The following is a 20025-nucleotide window of genomic DNA, read 5'->3' on the forward strand; positions in this document are numbered from 1 at the left end:
CGCCGCATTATGATGGCTCAGCCAACGATTACTAACCACCTGAACGATAGTTAGGGGACTCTTTGGTAATTGTAACATCATGGACGTGGCTTTCGCCCATCCCTGCGCTAGTAATTTTTACAAATTCGGCTTTGGTATTGAGCTCTTTGATCGTTGCACAACCGGTCAATCCCATACATGAGCGTAACCCGCCCATCTGCTGATGGATAATCTCTTTGAGTAACCCTTTATAGGCAATGCGTCCTTCAATCCCTTCAGGGACCAATTTATCGGCAGCATTATCACTCTGAAAATAGCGGTCTGATGACCCTTTCGACATAGCCCCTAAAGAACCCATACCGCGGTATGATTTAAAAGAGCGGCCTTGATACAATTCGATTTCGCCCGGAGCTTCTTCAGTCCCCGCAAACATGCTGCCAACCATCACACAGCTGGCGCCGGCAGCTAATGCTTTCGCAATATCCCCTGAGAAGCGAATCCCACCATCAGCGATGACTGGAATCCCAGTCCCTTCAAGTGCTTCAACGGCATCAGAAACGGCAGTAATCTGTGGAACCCCAACACCGGTGACAATTCGAGTCGTACAAATTGAACCCGGACCAATCCCCACTTTGACTGCACTCACCCCAGCTTCAACCAACGCTTTAGCACCGGCAGCAGTGGCAACATTACCGCCAATAATTTGCAAATCAGGATAAGCTAAATGTGTCGCATGAATTCGCTCTAGCACGCCTTGTGAATGGCCATGAGATGAATCAATCAGCAATATATCGACCCCGGCTTCAACCAGTGCAGCGACTCGCTCTTCGTTACCAGCGCCAGCGCCGACAGCGGCACCGACCCGTAAACGACCAAGTTCGTCCTTACAAGCATTCGGTTTGCTTTCGGCTTTTTTAAAGTCTTTGGCTGTGATCATACCGCGCAGTTTGAAATCATCATCTACAAGCAGCATTTTTTCAATGCGATTGGTATGCATTAATTGTTGAACACGCTCACGAGTGGTTTCGGTAGTGGTGATCAGCCTTTCTTTTGGCGTCATCACTTTGCTAACCAATGTATCGAGGTTATTTTCAAAACGCATATCACGCCCGGTGATAATTCCAACCAGCTCATTATCACCAGTCACAACAGGATAGCTCGCAAAACCATTTTGTTCAGTCAGCTCAACCACTTCTCTTAACGTCATATCCGCAGAAACAGTGACTGGATTCAGTACAACACCATTTTCATGTTTTTTAACTTTGCGTACTTCTAATGCCTGAGCTTCAATTGACATGTTTTTGTGGATAAACCCAATGCCACCTTCTTGGGCAAGAGCAATTGCCAAACGCGCTTCAGTAACGGTGTCCATCGCTGCTGAAATCATTGGGATATTAAGTTTAATTTTAGCGGTTAACTGTGTTTCTAGCTTCGCAGTATTAGGCAGGACCTGCGAATGTGCGGGTACTAACAGCACATCATCGAAGGTTAAAGCTTCTTTTTGAATTCTCAACATTGCAACATCTCACCGTAATTAAAAATCTGTCTGGGGGTGTAAATATTGCGAACGGATTATATGCTTTTAGCTAGTCAAGGTAAAATAAAAAGTGGTATTTTGAATGATTAAATTTTTGAGACATCAAGATTGCCCGATATGGACCCATTGTTAAACAACCCGAATATTCTTTCTGTCAGTCAGCTCAATGCACAAGTTCGTCAAATGCTCGAGTCTGCTCTTGGCGAGATCTGGCTCAAAGGGGAAGTATCCAACCTTTCAAAACCTTATTCCGGGCACTGGTACTTCAGCCTTAAAGACAGCCGTTCGCAGGTACGCTGTGCGATGTTCAAAGGCCAGAACCGTAAAGTTCGATTTGATGTTGTAGATGGACAACAAGTTCTAGTAAGGGCTCGTATCAGTGTTTATGAACCCCGAGGCGACTATCAACTCATTGTGCAATCGATGCAACCTGACGGCCTTGGCGCGATGCAGTTGGCTTACGAGCAACTGCGCAGCAAGCTAGCGGCTGAAGGCCTTTTTAGTGAACAAAATAAACAACCATTACCACAGCTCGTCCAACGCGTTGGGGTGATCACCTCTGCCAGTGGTGCAGCATTTCATGATATTACGGCAGTGCTTAAGCGGTTGGCCCCCAGTATACAAGTGGTGCTCTACCCCAGCTCTGTGCAAGGGGAACTAGCCCCGAAAGGGTTATGTCAGGCATTAACACTTGCCAATCAGCGTCAAGAAGTTGATGTTCTCATCATTGGTCGCGGAGGCGGATCGCTTGAAGATTTATGGGCATTTAACAATGAGCCTTTGGCTCGATTAGTCGCAGCTAGTCATCTGCCTATTATCTCTGCCGTCGGACACGAAATTGATTTTACCTTAACCGATTTTGCGGCTGACTGGCGAGCGCCGACTCCATCAGCAGCCGCTGAAAAAATAGCCTACGGCATTCATATGCTGGCTCAAAGTTACCAACAACTAGACACCCGCTTACATCAGTTAACTGAGCAATATCGCAATATTTGGCAGCAAAAGTTTCACTATCTAAAACAGCGTCTAAATCATCAATCTCCGCTTCGCCAGCTACAAGTCCGTCAACAGCAACTGGATGAATACTCCGAGCGGTTACAAAGTGCTTTACAAAAAGATCTGCAACATCGCCAGCAACATTGTCAGCATTTAACTCAGAGGATGTATCAGGCATCGCCACAACGATTATTGCGACAAAAATCTGTTTATCTAACTCAGCTTGCTGAGCGTCTCACATTAGCCAGTATCAATCGTTTTGAGAATGCCCAAAACAGATTTTCATGGACCATTAATCAGTTACAAGCCCTTAGCCCGCTAGCCGTGCTCTCTCGTGGTTACAGTACCGTTCAAGATGATTCAGGCCATTGGCTAACCCATATCAAAGAGTTTCAGCCTAACCAAGCAGTCACCATTACGCTGCAAGATGGCCAAGCCCATACCATCGTCCAGTCAATTGAGGAGCAAGCAATACCTAGCCAACTAGATTCGTTGAAAAATTAATCAGTTAGCTATTTTAATGTTCGTAAAGTTGCATTTGTACAACTATTGTTTAAATATACTCGCCCCACCATGATGATAATATTATCATTAAAGAGTGGATTAATGAGTTTAGATAAGGATAGATCATGATGATCTCCGAAAATAAAGTTGCAGATGCAGCTGAAAATGATGAAAGGTTGATCGAACTAATATACCAAGCTGCTAGCGAACCAGAGTTATGGCCCGAACTTCTCAAACAGCTTTACCTTCTCACTCAATACAGTCCATTTGCCGAACCCACTCAGATTAGTGGTTACCCACTTTTTGATGCACTGGATGGGCATGCCCCCAGTAATCCTCTGCAGGATAATCCAAAATTCAAGCGCGTATTTCGCCACCTTTCCCTTGCTATTAAAATTACTAAAAAACTTTACGCGGCTGAAGAAAATCACCAGTTACTGCATTCGTTACTGAATCGAATTCCTGTGGGATTAATCTTAGTGAGCGAAGACGGCACAATCCAAAGTTGCAATTCATTAGGGAATGAGATGCTGATTAAGTCGCATTATCTTGGCAACTCAAACAACAAACTAACTTTGAAAGACCCGCACCAAAACCAAGAAATGATGGCTTTGATCAAAGAGCTTTCTAAAACTCGGGCATTTGATATACAAAGTCGCGGGATGTTAATAAAAACCCACGAATCACAGCTATGTCCCATGCTAGTAATCACTCCATTAAATATGCACGCCTTGTCTATTTATGAGAAACAAGCGAAAGTAGCAGTCTTTTTATCAAGCAGTAATTATGAGAATTCACTCGAATTATCGGCTCTGGCTGATATTTACCAATTAACGCCAAAAGAACTCCGAATTGTTGAGCATATTGTTCGCGGTATATCCCCCCCTAATATCGCTAAAACGCTACATGTTAGCTATAACACTGTGCGCACCCAGCTTAAATCAATCTATCAAAAAGTAGGGGTCAATAAGCAAAGCGAGTTGGTAAATCGAATTTTAACAGGTCCAGCGAGTATGTTATTCCAGTGTCATAATAATGATGACACTGAAGAACAACTAAGCCCATTAGACCAAAGCATCACCTTAAGTGATGGCCGTAATCTGTGTTATCGCGAACGCGGTCAGGCAAATGGAGAACCGGTTCTATTATGTCACTCGATTATCGGTTCTCGGATGGAATGCTTTGATTTACGTAACGACTGGGCCAAACGAGTTGGCGTGCGACTGATTATTCCAGATCGCCCAGGCTATGGCTATTCAGATCCGAATCCCAATCTGAGCTATAGACAATGGCATGAAGATGCTATCGAATTAATGGATCAACTCAAAATAGAGCGATTCTCCTTAATCGGTTACGCCGTTGGCGGAAATTATGCCTGTGAATTGGCGTTGCAAAAGCCGGAACGAATCAAACAAATGATCCTTATCTCCGCAGGTTCGCCATTAGCCACTCCGGATGATTATCACAAAGCCACCCCGCTATTCATGATGCAGGTTCAGTTAGCTAAACATTATCCGCAGCTTTATCGACTATTTTTGGTACTCATTGAACGCGGATTACATAAAACACCGAGTTATTATATTGATCTTTTAGCTTCTAAGATTAATGAATATGATCGTATATTGTTGAACGAATCACACGTTCAACGCTTAGTGCAGCTCAGCTGCGCCGAAGTAGGACGTCAGGGCGTCAATGCATTTGTCGATGAAATCAGGCGTTATACTCAGGAAAAACAAATTAATTATTCCAAAATTAAAACGCCAACGTTGTTGTGGCATGGCCGGAAGAGTTCTTATGTGTCATTAACAACAGCGGAGAAGATCCGCAGTGAAATTCCAAAGAGCGAGATTAATATCATTGAAAATGCTGGCCATATACTGATCTATCAATACTGGCCAGACATCATCCGAGATCTTAAAGATCGCATCAAAAAGAGTAATACGCTGGAAGACTAATGAGTTTCTTCTAAACGATAGATCACCTGTCGTTTAGATTTAAGCTCATTACAATGATTACAGAAATAATCAACTGCCCCACAGGCTTGAAGCACCTCAAGAGGCTGCTCACACTGGGGGCAATAGGCAACGCTGTGAAAATTGCTGTGGCAGTGGGAACAATAACCTCCATGGTTATCAGTTGCCGATGGCTCAAGTTCTCGCTGGCAGTTTGGACATAAAAGTGTCATTGCTTGTTCTTACTCTGGCGCTGTTTATCAATTCGTTTACGGGCTCGTTGCTGGCTCAATGTCAACTTCCGAGGCTTATCGGCGTATGGGTTTTCACCTTCTCTAAACTCAATTCGAATGGGAGTCCCCGTCATCTCCAACGCTTTGCGATAATAGTTCATTAAATAACGTTTATAAGAATCGGGTAATGAATTGACCTGATTACCATGAATCACAATTCGTGGCGGGTTGTATCCCCCCGCATGAGCGTAACGAAGTTTAACTCGGCGTCCGCGAACCAACGGTGGCTGGTGATCTTCACGAGCCATCTCCAAAATCCGGGTTAATAACGCCGTTGAGATACGTTTTGTCGCACTGCTATACGCGCCCTCAACAGACTCATATAAATGTCCAACACCAGTCCCATGCAAAGCTGAAATAAAATGGACATTGGCAAAGTCAATAAAGCCTAAACGACGATCCAGTTCACGCTTAATTTCATTTTTAACATCTGTATCCAAACCATCCCATTTATTCACAGCCAGAACCAAAGCCCGGCCAGCATTGAGAATAAATCCAAGCAAACTTAAATCCTGATCAGAAATCCCCATACGGGCATCAATGACTAACAGACAGACATTGGCATCTTCAATTGCTTTAAGCGTCTGGATAACGGAAAACTTCTCAACCTTATCAATAATTTTACCACGCCGACGCACCCCGGCTGTATCAATTAACACATACTCACGCGCATCCCGCTGCATAGGGATATAAACACTATCGCGAGTGGTTCCGGGCATATCATAAACAACCACGCGTTGCTCACCCAAGATACGGTTAATTAACGTCGATTTGCCTACATTGGGTCGACCAATAATTGCCAGTTTAATAGGCAAGTTCGCTAGATCTTCGGCTTGCCGGTCTGCAAGGGCTTCTTCTTCAGACAGCTCTGTTGGCAACCCGGCTTCGTCTTCTTCATCTGGCAAACTGTTAAACAACGGTTTGAGTGCTTTTTCTAATAGTTGATTCACGCCACGACCATGAGCCGCCGCAATCGCATAGACCTCACCCAATCCGAGACTATAAAAATCGCTCGATGCCACCACCGAATCAACACCATCGGTTTTATTTGCAACTAAAAAAACTGGTTTTTCAAGACGTCGCAAGTGATCTGCGATCACTTGATCGCCCACACTCACACCAACCCGAGCATCGACCATGAACATCACCACATCGGCTTCTTCTATCGCTGCCAATGACTGTTCGGCCATCACTTTGTCGATTCCTTGCTCTTGGCCTTCTATCCCACCAGTATCAATGACAATATAGTGTTGCCCATTCAGTTGTGCTTGACCATACTTGCGATCACGAGTCAGCCCAGGATAATCTGCTACCAACGCATCACGCGTGCGGGTTAAACGGTTAAATAATGTTGATTTGCCCACATTCGGGCGCCCTACCAGGGCTACTACAGGAAGCACCATGAAATCTGTTTCCTAAAAATAAGCAAAAAGCCCACAGTCAAATGACCATGAGCTTTATTGTAACGGATCAAATGCGATTACGCGCGTTTATAAGCGATCAGTTTACCATCACGAGTCTGAATAATTATCAATTTATCAGTCACCACCGGGGCAACATAGAGTCCATCCCCACCGATATCGACTTTTGCAACAAATTTGCCAGTATCACGGCTAATCCAGTACAAATAACCTTCAGAATCACCGACTAAGACATAATTTCCTACCACAGCTGGCGCGGTAATATTACGATAAGAAAGTTGCGTCTGCTGCCAGTTTTCACTACCACTAAAGCGATCCAAATCAACAAGATGGCTACTGCGATCACTGATTAACAATTCACTACCTGCAATAGCCATGTCCCGATACGCGGCATAGCTACGCTTCCAGCTTGTACGACCATTTTGCAAGTTCAGCGCAACTAATGAGCCGTTATAAGAAATCGCAAATAACTCATTATCCAACAATAGCGGCTGACTATCGACATCAGCAAGCTGTTCTAATTGCGTACTGCCATTGGATTGACCAATTCGGGTTGAAAATACTTGTTGGCCATTTTTCACCGAAAAGACCGACACGGAACCATTACTGCGGCCTAAAATCACCACGCCGTTACTAATCACAGGCACCGCTTTACCCCGTAACGTTAACGAAGGTAGATCCAGTGTAATATTCCAAAGAATATTTCCACTTTGCGGATCGACAGCAACAAGGTGTCCATTATTGGTAACGACTGCTAAAATTCCTTCGCCTACCGATGGCGAAGCTACCACTTCACCCGGCATTGCAGTTCGCCACTTGAGTTTGCCCGTTTTGGCATCCAAAGCAAATAGCTGAGCGTTCTCACTCCCAACAAACACCATATCGAATGCGGCTAAAATTCCACCCGATAAACGTGCTGAGCCATCAACAGTATACTGCTTATGACCTTTAAGTTCGGTGACATCGGTATCCCAAAGCTGTTTACCTTTCAGACTGAAGGCCTTCACCTCTCCGCCACGAGAAGCCGCGTAAACAGTACTATTCGCGACGGTTGGTTGCAGCTGCGAATAGTAGTTACCAACACCATCACCAATACTGGCAGACCAAACTTGTTGTGGCTCAAATTTGTTCACAACTTCAGGAGTAGGAGCCGGCTTATGCACGGGTTTGTCGCTACTACAAGCCACAACTAACATGAGCAGTCCACTGGCAAATAATAGTCGGAAGACTTTGACCATAAATCTATTCTCCGGCTAAATTATCGAGTTTTAACTGGAGGCTTGGATCGCTTCCATCACCGTCAGCAATTGCCTGTTGGTATGCATCGCGTGCTTCTCCAATATTCCCCTTGGCAACATACACATCCCCTTTCAAAGCTTCAACTGAACCTTTATAGGGTTTTCCGGTGATCCCATTCAGCGTTGCCAATGCAGCTTGGTCTTTTTTGAGAGCCAACTGCACCCGAGCTAGCCGCAACATAGCCAAAGAACGAAGTGGCTCATCAGCTTTTTGCGCAACCACACTCAACGCATCTGCAGCCTGCTGATATTTATTGTTATTCACAAACAATTTTGCCAAAACCATCCGCGCCATGTATGGATAACTTTTCGCATTAGGATATTTATCAATAAATGACTGCAACTGTACAACTTTGTCATCTGAGCTAGACTTCATGATTGCTTCAAATGCAGTTGATGCTTGGAGCGCTGTATTATTTTGATGATCTTGATATAAAAACCACCCCACCGAGGCAGCAATAACAATTATGATGACAGCAACTAAGGCAATCCAATAACGCTGCAGGAAACCAATAATCGCCTGCTCTTGTTGTTCTTCAGTGGAATATATCTCCACACATCCCCCTCAAATAGAAATCAGTTTGTTTTTAACAAACACTCGCTACGTGCTTAAGCGTTTTAGCAAGCGGTCATATTAAACAAAATATTCGCTCAGGTAATCAATTAACTGCTCTTGACTGATGGTAACTTGGTCGGTTCCGGTACGCAGGTACTTAATTGTCACCTGCTCATTGTTGATTTCGTCTTCACCAACAATCAATGCAACCTGTGCTCCAGACTTATCAGCACGTTTAAATTGTTTTTTGAAATTACCGCCACCACGGTGATTCATCACTCGCAAACGTGGCAACTGATCGCGAACCTGTTCAGCCAATTGATTCGTGACAACCGCTGCCTGTTTACCACTGCCAAGCACGTAGATATCAGCAACTGCATCACTTTGATGCAAACGCCCTAATGCATCGAGCAACAGAACCATGCGCTCCATTCCCATGGCAAAACCAACCGCAGGAGTAGGCCGCCCTCCTAGTTGTTCGACCAAGCCATCATAGCGTCCGCCAGCACAAACAGTTCCTTGGGAGCCAAGATCTTTGGTGACCCATTCAAACACAGTGCGGTTATAATAATCTAAACCACGAACCAGTTTATGGTTAATTTCATATTTGATTCCAGCACCGTCTAAGAGCTGACACAACCCATCTAAGTGGTTGCGACTTTCATCGTCTAAGTAATCGATTAACTTCGGTGCATTTTCAAGAGCTGCCTGCACATTCGCATCTTTACTATCAAGCACGCGCAACGGATTGCTCTCTAGACGACGTTTTGAGTCCTCATCAAGCTGATCTTCGTGAGCTTTGAGATGCTCGACTAACTTTTCGCGATAAAGAGCCCGTGCTTCATTAGAGCCTAACGAGTTAAGCTCAAGTTTAACTTTGTCAGCAATCCCAAAGGCTTTCCATAACCGGGCGGTTAAGATAATGACTTCAGCATCGATATCCGGCCCATTCAAGCCAAAGACTTCACAACCAAATTGGTGAAACTGCCGATACCGACCTTTTTGTGGACGTTCATAACGAAACATCGGCCCCATGTACCACAGTCGCTGTTCCTGATTATAAATAAGCCCATGCTGATTCCCGGCTCTGACGCATGATGCAGTCCCTTCAGGACGCAGAGTTAAGCTGTCTCCATCGCGATCATCAAAGGTATACATCTCTTTTTCAACAATATCGGTCACTTCACCAATAGAGCGTTTAAACAAAGCTGTACTTTCAATGATAGGAGTACGAATTTCGCTATATCCGTATGCGGCGACGACTTTACGAATTAAGTTTTCAACCTGCTGCCATTTAGTCGTTTCTTCAGGCAGAAAGTCGTTCATCCCTCGGATCTTCTGAATCTGTTTGGCCACGTTATTCTCTATTTTTGTTAAATTTTAATCTTCTTAATGCTTGGATTATAAGGGCTTACTCTCATCAGGTAAATTATTATGGGCAGGCTTGTCTGTGCTCACACAATGACTTCCCTAAACGAAATATCTAACCCAATAAAAATTAATCAATATTTTTGACATCAAGCATTGCGACTCGAGCACGGATCTTAGCTTCTAATTCATCGACTAGTTTATCATTATCAAAGCGTTCTTTTTGCCGAGTTCCACCAATATAAAAAGCACTTTTACGGGCGCTACCAGCAATTCCCATATCCGAAACCAACGCTTCTCCCGGTCCATTGACAACACACCCGATAATCGAGACATCCATTGGCGTTGCAATATCTTCTAGGCGTTGTTCAAGCTGATTGACGGTTCCAATCACATCAAACTCCTGGCGGGCACAGCTCGGGCAGGCAATAAAATTAATACCACGACTGCGGATACGCAGCGATTTTAAGATATCAAACCCAACTTTGACTTCTTCCACCGGATCAGCCGCCAGTGAAACTCGTAATGTGTCACCGATACCTTCACTGAGTAAAATTCCCAAACCAATGGCTGATTTAACTGAACCGGAGCGTTGTCCACCAGCTTCGGTAATCCCTAAATGTAACGGTTGTTCAATCTGATTAGCCAGTAAACGATAAGCCCCAACTGCCAAAAATACGTCTGAAGCTTTAACACTCACTTTATATTGATCGAAATTCAATCGATCGAGAATATCCACATGGCGCATCGCCGATTCAACCAACGCCTCTGCGGTAGGTTCACCATATTTTTCCTGGATATCCTTTTCCAATGAACCGCCATTCACACCGATACGAATCGGTATATTATGGTCGCGAGCCGAATCAACCACGCTACGAATCCGACCTTCATGACCGATATTCCCCGGATTAATACGCAAACAATCTACGCCATAATCGGCAACTTTAAGCGCAATACGATAATCAAAATGGATGTCTGCTACTAAGGGAATGTTGACGCGCTGTCGAATCAATTTAAATGCTTCGGCAGCATCCATTGTTGGGACTGAAACCCGAACAATATCTGCTCCCGCTTGTTCAATGCGGTGGATTTGTGCAACGGTCGCATCGACATCAGTCGTACGAGTATTTGTCATAGACTGCACCGCAATCGGCGCGTCACCACCTACAGCAACAGATCCAACGTGGATCTGCTTAGATACACGCCGTTTAATCGGCTTAGCACCACTCATATCAACCTCTAATTAATTTGGAACACTTATATGGGCAGCTTTACCATTGGCACTGTTGTTATTAAATGCTAACTCTTTTCCACCATACTTAATTGAAACACCATCTGGAACGCCCAAAATAAGTTTATAAGGCGGTTGCCCATTTAATTGCAACACCTGACCAGGCTGTTTCACTCCAACCGCTAAGCGATTACCTGCGGCATCTTTCACTTGGATCCAACAAGCCTTACTAAACTTTAATTCCAATTGATGCGCAGGCGTAGCTAAGCCCTGAACAGCATTAGGCTTATTAGCGGCAACCTGCTCAGCATTGCTATCACCAGCGGCACTTTCAGATTCAGATGTCTGAGAATTGCTCGAAGTAATCACGGAACTGGTTAATGCTGTTTCAGCAGAAGGATCACGATCAGTGGTTGGCGTTTCATCACTGCCGGGTTTATCAAGCTCTGCAGCAACTTTTTCCGCTTTGGCTGCGGCATTAGCAGGTGGACTCGGCATCGCAGCCGTTGGCAACTGCTCATTTTTGGCTTGCTGTGTATCAGCACTGTTTGTACCATTGGTATTCGATGACTGACTGCTATCATCGTCTGGCAAAATGCTACTGATATTTAATGAACCTGACTTACTCAATGAAGATGGCCAGATATCTTTAAGTGAATGATTTTGCCACCACCAAGCTCCTAATGAAGCCAGCACCACGAGAATAATTAAAATAGTGAGCCATTTTAATTTGCCATCACGGCGCCGCTCTTCAAGAAGAGGTTGCGCAAGATTATCAAGTTTGATGGGCTTCACTGCATCTTGATGATGATAAGTCGTATCTAGCACTTCATTTTCGGGAACATTGAGCAACTTGGCGTAACTGCGAATATATCCTTTGCGATAAGTGAGCGATAAACTTGCCTGTGCATTGTCGCTTTCAATATCTACAATAACTTGCCTGCGCAAATTTAAGCGCGTTGCGACTTCTTGAATCGACAGGCCTGCAGCTTCTCGAGCTGCCTGTAATTTTTGTCCAGCAGAAGGCTGATTGGATTCTTCTTGCGAAGAAAAACCTTCATCATGGCTATTTGTTGGTTCAGTAGTCATTGGCTAAGTATTTTTTAGTTTGAGGTGCATCAGGAAACTGTGTAATTAACTCTTTTCCCCAAAGGACCTGCTGCGTTAAGTTACCCTCACCGCGTGAAACTTTAATCCACGCTAACAGACTCTGCGGTGAAGCCGATGCAATCTTGCTATAACGTTTTAAGTATGATCGAGCATCTGCATACTGATGCTGTTTAATCAACACATTCGCTAAACCCAACAACGATTGCGGTCGTTCGGCATTATAGGCAAGTGCCGCTATAAAATAAGATTTTGCCTTATCATACTCGCCTGCACGATAGGCACACAAGCCGGCATTTTCATTCGTACTATCAATTGCTGTATAACCGGAGCTATCAAGCGCTTTTTCGAATAGTTTTTGGGCCTGCTGATACTGGCCCTGATGACAACGAATCACGCCTAAATTATTCAGAGCATCCCCATTGTTAGGATCTTTTTTTAGCGCCTTCTGATAAGCTGTGATAGCTTTACTAACCTGACCAACCTGTGAGTAAAAATACCCCCAGGTTAGATCCACATCAATCAAATTCGGATCATCTTGTTGGGCAAGCGTAATATTATGCTTAGCCAAATCGCTATTGCCCGCATGCAAATAATTAATCGCCAAAGCCAGACGTGAACGAGCAGCCTGCTGTTTGCTTTTATGCTGGTTCTGATTTTGATCAATCGGCACACCATCAACCAGTGTCTGAGTCACACAGCCACTTAATAGCCAAGGAAGGAAGACCATTAATACCAGCTTTTTACGCATAAATACAAGTCCCTTCAGATAAATACTATTGCTGAATAGAAACGGCAATCGGTTTGCCTTGCTCACGACGTTTTAAAGTTCGTTTCGTTCTATCGATAACATCCCCCGCCAGCTGGCCACATGCGGCATCGATATCATCACCGCGCGTTCTGCGCACAACGACGGTAATGCCATAGGATGTCAACACCTTACTAAACCGATCAATTCGGCTATTCGAAGGTTTATCATACGGAGATTCAGGATATGGATTAAATGGGATCAGGTTAATCTTACAAGGCGTATCTTTAAGTAATGCGGCTAATTCATGAGCATGATCCATTTCATCATTCACTTTATTTAGCAATATATACTCAACTGTGACTTTGCCCTGATTCGCGTTTGATTTGCTAATGTAGCGCTTCACGGCACTAAGAAACTCGCTAATATTATATTTGTCGTTAATTGGCATAATTTCACTACGCAATTTGTCATTTGGTGCATGCAGTGAAATGGCCAAAGCCACATCAATTCGATCGCCGAGCATATCAAGCGCCGGCACTACGCCAGAAGTACTGATGGTCACGCGTCGTTTACTGAGGCCAAACGCCAGATCGTCCATCATCAATTCCATGGCAGGTACGACATTATTTAAATTAAGTAGTGGTTCGCCCATTCCCATCATCACAACATTGGTAATCGGCCGCTTACCAGTTTGTTTGCTAAAACCGATGACCTCAGCTGCTCGCCAAACCTGACCAATAATATCACTGACACTTAAATTACGGTTAAAACCCTGCTGCGCGGTCGAGCAGAATTTACAATCCAATGCACACCCAACCTGAGATGAAACACAAAGTGTCGCCCGATCATGATCTGGAATATAAACCGTTTCGATCTCTTGACCATGAACTAACATCGCCCACTTGATCGTCCCATCGGATGAGCGCTGTTCTTTAGAAATTTCAGGAGCCCTAATTTCAGCACACTCAGTTAACTTCGCTCGCAAAAGCTTATTGACATTCGTCATCTGTTCGAAATCGCTAACGCCAAAATGGTATATCCATTTCATCACTTGATCAGCTCGAAACGGTTTTTCCCCCATATCGGCGAAAAAATCCCGCATTGCTTGGCGATTGAGGTTCAGCAGATTCGTTTTTTGCTCACTCATGAACGTTGCGATCCTTTAAAATAAAAAGCGCCGGATTGTACAAATTTTAGCGCGACTTGACCAGTACCGGAAAAAACCAATGCAATATCGACTTTCCCGAGTAGTTACCGTGATCGTGACTTGATAACTTATTTTAACAAATTCAGAGCCACTTAAGGAAACGCTATCTTGCAAAAGTCAGCCATTGCTTGCTTTACCCTATTGTTGAGCTATTTGGTTAGTTTTTCGGCAATTGGGGCAACACATGCGCAATTTAACTTCGCAGGGAAACAACTCCCCCAAGCCAACACGGTTAAAGGCGCCAGATTATCCATCTTGTATGGGAATACCCACAATGTCAGTGGAATCGATGTCCCTTTATTATCTCTCTCAGAAATAGACAATTTTTATGGCGTTCAGTTCTCGCCGTTTCTAGGGATCGGACATATTCGCCAACATTTTCGAGGAGTCGCATTTAACTTAGTCAACTGGCATGAAGGCGATGACCAGGGGGCTAACATTGGCCTATTAAACGTCACTCACTCCTTAAAAGGGGCTAATTTTGGAGTTGTTAATATCAGTACCCAACAATCGACTGTTGATTTAGGGCTCGTTAACTACTCGGCTAAAACTTATTTTCAACTGGGCCTTGTGAATGCCACTCAAAACTTACAGGGGTTACAAATAGGTCTCGTGAACTATGCCGCCAATGGCGCACTTCCCGTCCTGCCGATTATCAATTTTAATAAGAATTTTTAAAAAATCCCCATCACGCGCTGTTAAACTCCATGCGTTAGTCTTAGTCAAATAGCGCAGATACAAAAATGGGAGCCAATAAATGGCTCCCATTAAATTCACCTATTGGGGCTGACTACGCTGCTTTGTAGGCTTTAAAGGCTTTATCAAGCTTCTTAGCAACCTTTTTGCTCACACCAACAGTCTGTAGCGCGACACGCAATCGAGCTCGAGACATATCGGGGCCAAGGATCTCCATTGCATCAACCACAGAAGTTGAGCTCGTTTTGCCAGTAATGGCCACAAACACAGGCTCTAAGAAATCTTTAACTTTAACTTCCAGATAATCAGCAATGGCTTTCGCAATCACGAAGATATTATCTTTATTCCATTCACGCAGTGCTTCTAACTCCCAGATAAAGAACTGCATTCCTTCGCGGAACTGCTCTTCACTTAGTTTATGAAGTAACAGCGCTGGATCATATTCTGGAATACCACTGACAAAATGAGCAGCGATCGGCGCTAAATCACTAAAGACTTCCATGCGGGTTTTCACCTGAGGAATAATTTTCATCAGGGTTTCTCGATTATATGCCCATTTGTGCAATTCATCGGCCAGCTGTTCATCGTTTAGTTCTTCACGGATCCACAAACCGTTCAGCCATTTAAGTTTATCAACATCAAATACCGGTCCCCCTAGGGAAACCCGTTTCATATCGAAACTCTCAACCATTTCTTCAAGCGAGAATTTTTCTCGGCCATCGGGCATCGACCACCCCATCCGCCCGAGATAATTCAAGAGTGCCTGAGGTAAAAAGCCCATTTTTTGGTAATACAAAATACTCGTTGGGTTTTTACGTTTACTCAATTTGGATTTATCAGGGTTACGCAACAGTGGCATATGACCTAACTGAGGCGCTTGCCAACCAAAATCTTCATAGAGTTTAATCAATTTGGGTGCTGAATTGAGCCACTCTTCACCACGGAAAATATGAGTGATCCCCATTAAATGATCATCGACGACATTTGCTAGAAAATAAGTTGGATAGCCGTCTGTTTTCAGCAACACCTGCATATCCACTTGTTCCCAAGGAATTTCAACTTCACCGCGCAGATAGTCATTGAATTTAAAGCTACCTGATTCTGGAATTTTCATCCGGATCACATATGGGTCGCCCGCATCCAGATGCGCTTTAATTTGTGCTTCACTTAATTTCAAACCACGACCATCGTAATGCGGTTGCACGCCAGCAGCCGTTTGTTCAGCACGCATCTGAGCGAGTTCATCAGCCGTTGCGAAACAGTAAAACGCTTTGCCTTCATCCACCAATTGCTGAGCGTATTTTTGGTAAATATCAATACGGTCACTTTGCCGATAAGGCCCTGCTGGACCACCAATATCAGGACCTTCATCCCAAGACAATCCGGTCCATTTCAGACTTTCTAAGATAGCCGCCTCTGACTCTCGAGTACTGCGAGTGCGGTCGGTATCTTCGATTCGCAAAATAAACTCACCACCTTGCGATTTAGCAAACGCATAGTTGAACAGTGCAATATAAGCAGTCCCCACATGAGGATCACCGGTGGGTGATGGGGCAACTCGAGTTCGAACAGTCATGAAATCTCTCTTTCCAGTCAGTTTCAACAATATAAGATGGCAGCAATCTTACCATAGCAGAGCGATCGTGTTTATCTTTGCCGGTAAATTTGATGGGCAGGCTAAACAGAAAAAGTACACATGAAGCGGAGCGTATCATCATCTCTGAGTAGTATTAGGTAGAAAGAACATCTCTTTGCTCCAAATATAACAGGCAATCACTCAGCTAAATCGACATTTTTGCTGAGAAAACCAGCAACTACACTTATTTTCGTAAAATTTGCGTTGACAGTACGCTGAGGCTCCCTATAATACGCCTCCACAAGTGGTTGCTTAGCTCAGTTGGGAGAGCATCGCCCTTACAAGGCGAGGGTCACTGGTTCAAGCCCAGTAGCAACCACCAAGTGGTCGTTTAGCTCAGTTGGGAGAGCATCGCCCTTACAAGGCGAGGGTCGCTGGTTCAAGCCCAGCAACGACCACCACAATTGGTTGCTTAGCTCAGTTGGGAGAGCATCGCCCTTACAAGGCGAGGGTCACTGGTTCAAGCCCAGTAGCAACCACCATTATGGTCGTTTAGCTCAGTTGGGAGAGCATCGCCCTTACAAGGCGAGGGTCGCTGGTTCAAGCCCAGCAACGACCACCAAATTCTCTGCCCTTTCTTATTTTTCTAGTCTTTCTCTTTTTTAATCATTAATGTGATGTGCCCAACAGGCAAACCAAACTTGTACAAGGTGCTGGTATTAATCACAACTTCATGATCAATCCGGTATAACCAGTCATCCACTTTGAATGTCCATTGCTTATTATCGATGGGGACATTTAGCAAATAATGCCAATTAACGACTGAACCGGCGATTGAGCCTTTTGCCACGCCGTCAACATCGCCAGCCTGCCCCGAAATTTCATGGCCATTGAGCTTAATATGCCAAATTCGTTTCTGTTGTTTGCCATCTAAATAGTGAAATGTTTCATCTAGAGTCAGCGTATTTTTATTCCAACTGGCTACGATGTCTGTGGTAAAACGGCGAGTTAATTTGTTGGAATAGTCAGTCACCATTCCCCACGCTTTGAGATGGCCGGAGAAAAATTCCCGGAACGCAAAATCGGGTTTACTGCCTTTATATTCCCCAATGCTGGTACTGCAAGACCCCAACAGAACACTGCATATAACTATTAATATGATTCGCATGTTATTCCCCTAATAAATTGGCTCGCTGCTCAGGATATTGACTATGCTTGCCCAGCCAAATTGCTAAAAAAGCTTTGGCAAAACGCGGATCGGTTATCTCCCCTAAATATCGTGTGCCCAGATAGAAACTCCCTGCCCCCTCTTGAGTGACCTTAAATGCAATACAATCTCCCTTTTGCACATTCGGCCAGATAGCATTAAGACGTTTTAACCATTGCTTGACAGGTAAAGAGGGATCCAGTGGCATTGCTTGCCATTGCTCCTGGGTCTGCTTCACCAAATCCTGGTGGCTGATATCACGTAAATAGGTCAATTGTAAGAGAGTCCCTTGCTGAGCCTGAACAGCGGCTTGAGCACCTTTGCTCTGATATAAGCGTGCCTGGTAAATGTCAAACCACCATTTACTGAATGTATATTCGCCGAGGGGGTTTTGCTGAGCAGGTGCGGTGCAGCTATTTGTGCTCACAGCCATTGCCGACACCAATAATAAAGTCACGAGCATTGCTCACCTCTGTGGTTACTATCTGTGTCTTCCAAGCGAAAGAGACTCCGACATAAATACAAAAAAGTGGGGGTTAATATTAACCAAACCACCGCTAAGACTTGCAACGAATCTAAGGATAATTCCGTCATATTAGCCAATTTGGCACCGGCCCAATAACTTGATGGCCCGCCAATGGCGCCACACAACGCGGCGAAAAATAAATGCTCTTGAAACCACTTTAACGAAACATTCAGTAGAGTTGAAAATACAACCCACAATAAGCATAACCAAAGCGCAATACCATGCTCTTGCCAAGCTTGGCCATAAATTCCCCAATAAGCTAAAGCACTGTCACAACCGATACCGATTGCTGGCACAATGAGTATAATCCACCACTTTGCTCTGCGCCCTGATTCAGTACTAAGATAAAGCCCAACGCTCAACAGCACTGCAACGACAGATAACACAGAAACGCCCAAACAGACCAACAACCACCAGCAAAGCTGATAGGCGAGCACATTAATCCATAACTTCATGATTAAACCATTGCTGTTCATTGCAATACACCATGGGTCTCAACAACCCCATAGCCCATCTACACAAGATAGCAATTCCACTGCAAAGTGAGACAATTTTGCTGAAATTTATTCTTTCGAATTTGATGTATTAGCATTTGATAACTTCGCCATCAGAGCTAGTCAGCTGATTTATTAGCTAAATACATTTAAACTACTAGGGACTGTTGACCTTTGGTGGTTGAATTTTGTTCAAATTAAACGCATTTTGAACGCGGCGCCCCCTGCGTCGCTTAATGAGTGAAGCAAGCAGGGGGCAACAAAGTTCAGGATGCGTTTAAATGAACCCCAAGGGCAGTGTCTGAGAGGAATTTATCCAGCGTTAAACGTTCTTTGTGGCCAATAACTACACGGCACAACGTTTGCCTTGCCTAAATCCCTCTCAGATTTCTGCAAAACGAATCACAAAAGGTCAACAATCCCTAAGCTTCCAACTTTAATTAGAAGCTTACATACATTGGCCTGATGGGGAAGAGATTTATGAATGATGTACTCACCACTTTATTTAACCATAAAAGTGATCGCAGCTTTTTGGATAAGCCGGTTAGCGATGACATATTAGATAATGTGATTAATGCTGCTTACCACGCGCCAACTTCGATTAACTCTCAACAAGTATCAGTGATTGTGGTTCGAGATAAAGCACGCCGGCAACGCCTGTCACAATTGTGTGGAGGTCAACCTTGGATAGCAACCGCTCCCATATTTTTAGTGTTTGTCTTTGATATGCATAAAACCAAACTAGGCATCCAGATGGAAAATCGAAGTCAAAAGGCACAACAAAGTATTGAAAGTATTGTCTCGGGCTCAACCGACGTTGGAATTGCGCTAAATAGTGCGTTAGTGGCTGCTCACTCACAAGGGCTGGGAGGAGTCCCTATTGGCGGAATTCGCTTAAATCCTCAAGAAGTCATTGATGAGTTAAAGCTGCCCGAAAATACATTTGCTATTGCTGGATTGTCAATTGGCTACGTTGATCAACCCGCTCAACAAAAACCACGCTTGTCCATTGATACCTTCCGACACGAAGAGCACTATCATAGTGAGAACTTAATTGAACAGATCCGCCAGTATAATCAGAGATTGAACGCACATTGGGAAAATATTGGTCGAAGCGACGGTGAACATTGGAGTCATTCAGTGGCTGGGTATTATAGCCGCATCTACTATCCAGATGTTGCACCAACACTGATTAAACAAGGTTTTACCAATCAGTATTAACTCTTACTATTAACTCAACACTAAATATAATTGTGCGATATTGCCTTATGACATATTGCACTGGTTTGTTTAGGTATGATTTGTATCCAGGCATCATTTACAATA

At 44.2% G+C, this 20025-nt stretch carries 18 protein-coding genes and 4 tRNA genes; 8 read left to right on the forward strand and 14 right to left on the reverse strand.

The annotated features are described in order from the left end of the window. Positions 1–31: 31 nt before the first annotated feature. Entirely contained in the window at positions 32–1495 is a 1464-nt protein-coding gene (gene guaB, locus EV690_RS04765) for an IMP dehydrogenase (RefSeq protein WP_131911778.1), read from the reverse strand. Between the two features lie 138 nt (positions 1496–1633). On the opposite strand from guaB, the gene xseA reads away from it, so the two are divergent. Both xseA and EV690_RS04775 read left to right on the forward strand, forming a co-directional pair. Then, a complete protein-coding gene (xseA, locus tag EV690_RS04770) occupies positions 1634–3016 on the forward strand; it encodes an exodeoxyribonuclease VII large subunit (RefSeq protein WP_131911779.1) in 1383 nt (460 codons plus the stop codon). 125 nt (positions 3017–3141) lie between these two features. Continuing rightward, positions 3142–4971: a bifunctional helix-turn-helix transcriptional regulator/alpha/beta hydrolase gene (locus EV690_RS04775; protein WP_131911780.1), complete on the forward strand. Its 1830-nt coding sequence runs from the start codon at positions 3142–3144 to the stop codon at positions 4969–4971. Here EV690_RS04775 and EV690_RS04780 read toward each other — a convergent pair. From EV690_RS04780 to EV690_RS04820, 9 genes are all read right to left on the reverse strand, one after another. Next, the gene (locus tag EV690_RS04780) at positions 4968–5201 is read right to left on the reverse strand and encodes a zinc ribbon domain-containing protein (protein WP_131911781.1); all 234 of its coding nucleotides are present in this window, start codon (positions 5199–5201) and stop codon (positions 4968–4970) included. The genes EV690_RS04775 and EV690_RS04780 overlap by 4 nt on opposite strands. Next, positions 5198–6661 (reverse strand): ribosome biogenesis GTPase Der, encoded by a 1464-nt coding sequence (gene der / locus EV690_RS04785; RefSeq protein ID WP_131912146.1) that lies wholly within the window; start codon positions 6659–6661, stop codon positions 5198–5200. The genes EV690_RS04780 and der overlap by 4 nt, the downstream gene beginning before the upstream one ends. 80 nt (positions 6662–6741) lie before the next feature. Beyond that, the gene (bamB, locus tag EV690_RS04790; protein WP_131911782.1) at positions 6742–7920 is read right to left on the reverse strand and encodes an outer membrane protein assembly factor BamB; all 1179 of its coding nucleotides are present in this window, start codon (positions 7918–7920) and stop codon (positions 6742–6744) included. A 4-nt stretch (positions 7921–7924) separates the two neighbouring features. Then, complete coding sequence (locus tag EV690_RS04795; RefSeq protein ID WP_131911783.1) at positions 7925–8536, reverse strand: YfgM family protein; 612 nt, start codon at positions 8534–8536, stop codon at positions 7925–7927. 78 nt (positions 8537–8614) lie between these two features. Beyond that, the gene (gene hisS / locus EV690_RS04800; RefSeq protein ID WP_131911784.1) at positions 8615–9892 is read right to left on the reverse strand and encodes a histidine--tRNA ligase; all 1278 of its coding nucleotides are present in this window, start codon (positions 9890–9892) and stop codon (positions 8615–8617) included. A gap of 142 nt (positions 9893–10034) precedes the next feature. After that, on the reverse strand, positions 10035–11135 hold the full coding sequence (ispG, locus tag EV690_RS04805) for a flavodoxin-dependent (E)-4-hydroxy-3-methylbut-2-enyl-diphosphate synthase (RefSeq protein WP_131911785.1): 1101 nt from the start codon (positions 11133–11135) through the stop codon (positions 10035–10037). 12 nt (positions 11136–11147) lie between these two features. Next, positions 11148–12224 (reverse strand): cytoskeleton protein RodZ, encoded by a 1077-nt coding sequence (rodZ, locus tag EV690_RS04810; protein WP_131911786.1) that lies wholly within the window; start codon positions 12222–12224, stop codon positions 11148–11150. After that, a complete protein-coding gene (pilW, locus tag EV690_RS04815; RefSeq protein WP_131911787.1) occupies positions 12214–12993 on the reverse strand; it encodes a type IV pilus biogenesis/stability protein PilW in 780 nt (259 codons plus the stop codon). The genes rodZ and pilW overlap by 11 nt, the downstream gene beginning before the upstream one ends. Before the next feature lie 25 nt (positions 12994–13018). Further along, complete coding sequence (locus tag EV690_RS04820) at positions 13019–14140, reverse strand: bifunctional tRNA (adenosine(37)-C2)-methyltransferase TrmG/ribosomal RNA large subunit methyltransferase RlmN (RefSeq protein ID WP_131911788.1); 1122 nt, start codon at positions 14138–14140, stop codon at positions 13019–13021. Positions 14141–14308: 168 nt separating this feature from the next. Here EV690_RS04820 and EV690_RS04825 point away from each other — a divergent pair, with 168 nt between their 5' ends. Beyond that, complete coding sequence (locus EV690_RS04825; protein WP_131911789.1) at positions 14309–14878, forward strand: VC2662 family protein; 570 nt, start codon at positions 14309–14311, stop codon at positions 14876–14878. Between the two features lie 112 nt (positions 14879–14990). Here the strand turns inward: EV690_RS04825 and gltX are convergent, their stop codons facing one another. After that, complete coding sequence (gltX, locus tag EV690_RS04830; protein ID WP_131911790.1) at positions 14991–16472, reverse strand: glutamate--tRNA ligase; 1482 nt, start codon at positions 16470–16472, stop codon at positions 14991–14993. 306 nt (positions 16473–16778) lie between these two features. Here gltX and EV690_RS04835 point away from each other — a divergent pair. The 4 genes from EV690_RS04835 (at position 16779) to EV690_RS04850 (ending at position 17094) form a co-directional block, all read left to right on the forward strand. After that, positions 16779–16854 (forward strand) — tRNA-Val (locus EV690_RS04835). Positions 16855–16857: 3 nt separating this feature from the next. Beyond that, positions 16858–16933, forward strand: a tRNA-Val gene (locus tag EV690_RS04840). Positions 16934–16938: 5 nt separating this feature from the next. Then, positions 16939–17014 (forward strand) — tRNA-Val (locus EV690_RS04845). Positions 17015–17018: 4 nt separating this feature from the next. Beyond that, positions 17019–17094 (forward strand) — tRNA-Val (locus EV690_RS04850). 24 nt (positions 17095–17118) lie between these two features. Here the strand turns inward: EV690_RS04850 and EV690_RS04855 are convergent. The 3 genes from EV690_RS04855 to EV690_RS04865 are packed head-to-tail and all read right to left on the reverse strand — an operon-like array spanning position 17119 to position 18660. After that, positions 17119–17640, reverse strand: a complete 522-nt coding sequence (locus EV690_RS04855; RefSeq protein ID WP_131911791.1) for a DUF3833 family protein — start codon at positions 17638–17640, stop codon at positions 17119–17121. A gap of 1 nt (position 17641) precedes the next feature. After that, on the reverse strand, positions 17642–18142 hold the full coding sequence (locus EV690_RS04860; protein WP_131911792.1) for a chalcone isomerase family protein: 501 nt from the start codon (positions 18140–18142) through the stop codon (positions 17642–17644). Further along, complete coding sequence (locus EV690_RS04865; protein WP_165872659.1) at positions 18133–18660, reverse strand: DUF2878 domain-containing protein; 528 nt, start codon at positions 18658–18660, stop codon at positions 18133–18135. The genes EV690_RS04860 and EV690_RS04865 overlap by 10 nt, the downstream gene beginning before the upstream one ends. Before the next feature lie 519 nt (positions 18661–19179). On the opposite strand from EV690_RS04865, the gene EV690_RS04870 reads away from it, so the two are divergent. Continuing rightward, the gene (locus EV690_RS04870) at positions 19180–19920 is read left to right on the forward strand and encodes an NADPH-dependent oxidoreductase (protein ID WP_131911794.1); all 741 of its coding nucleotides are present in this window, start codon (positions 19180–19182) and stop codon (positions 19918–19920) included. Positions 19921–20025: the final 105 nt, after the last annotated feature.

The sequence above is a fragment of the Celerinatantimonas diazotrophica genome (assembly GCF_004339545.1).
In the GTDB taxonomy this organism is placed as follows: domain Bacteria; phylum Pseudomonadota; class Gammaproteobacteria; order Enterobacterales; family Celerinatantimonadaceae; genus Celerinatantimonas; species Celerinatantimonas diazotrophica.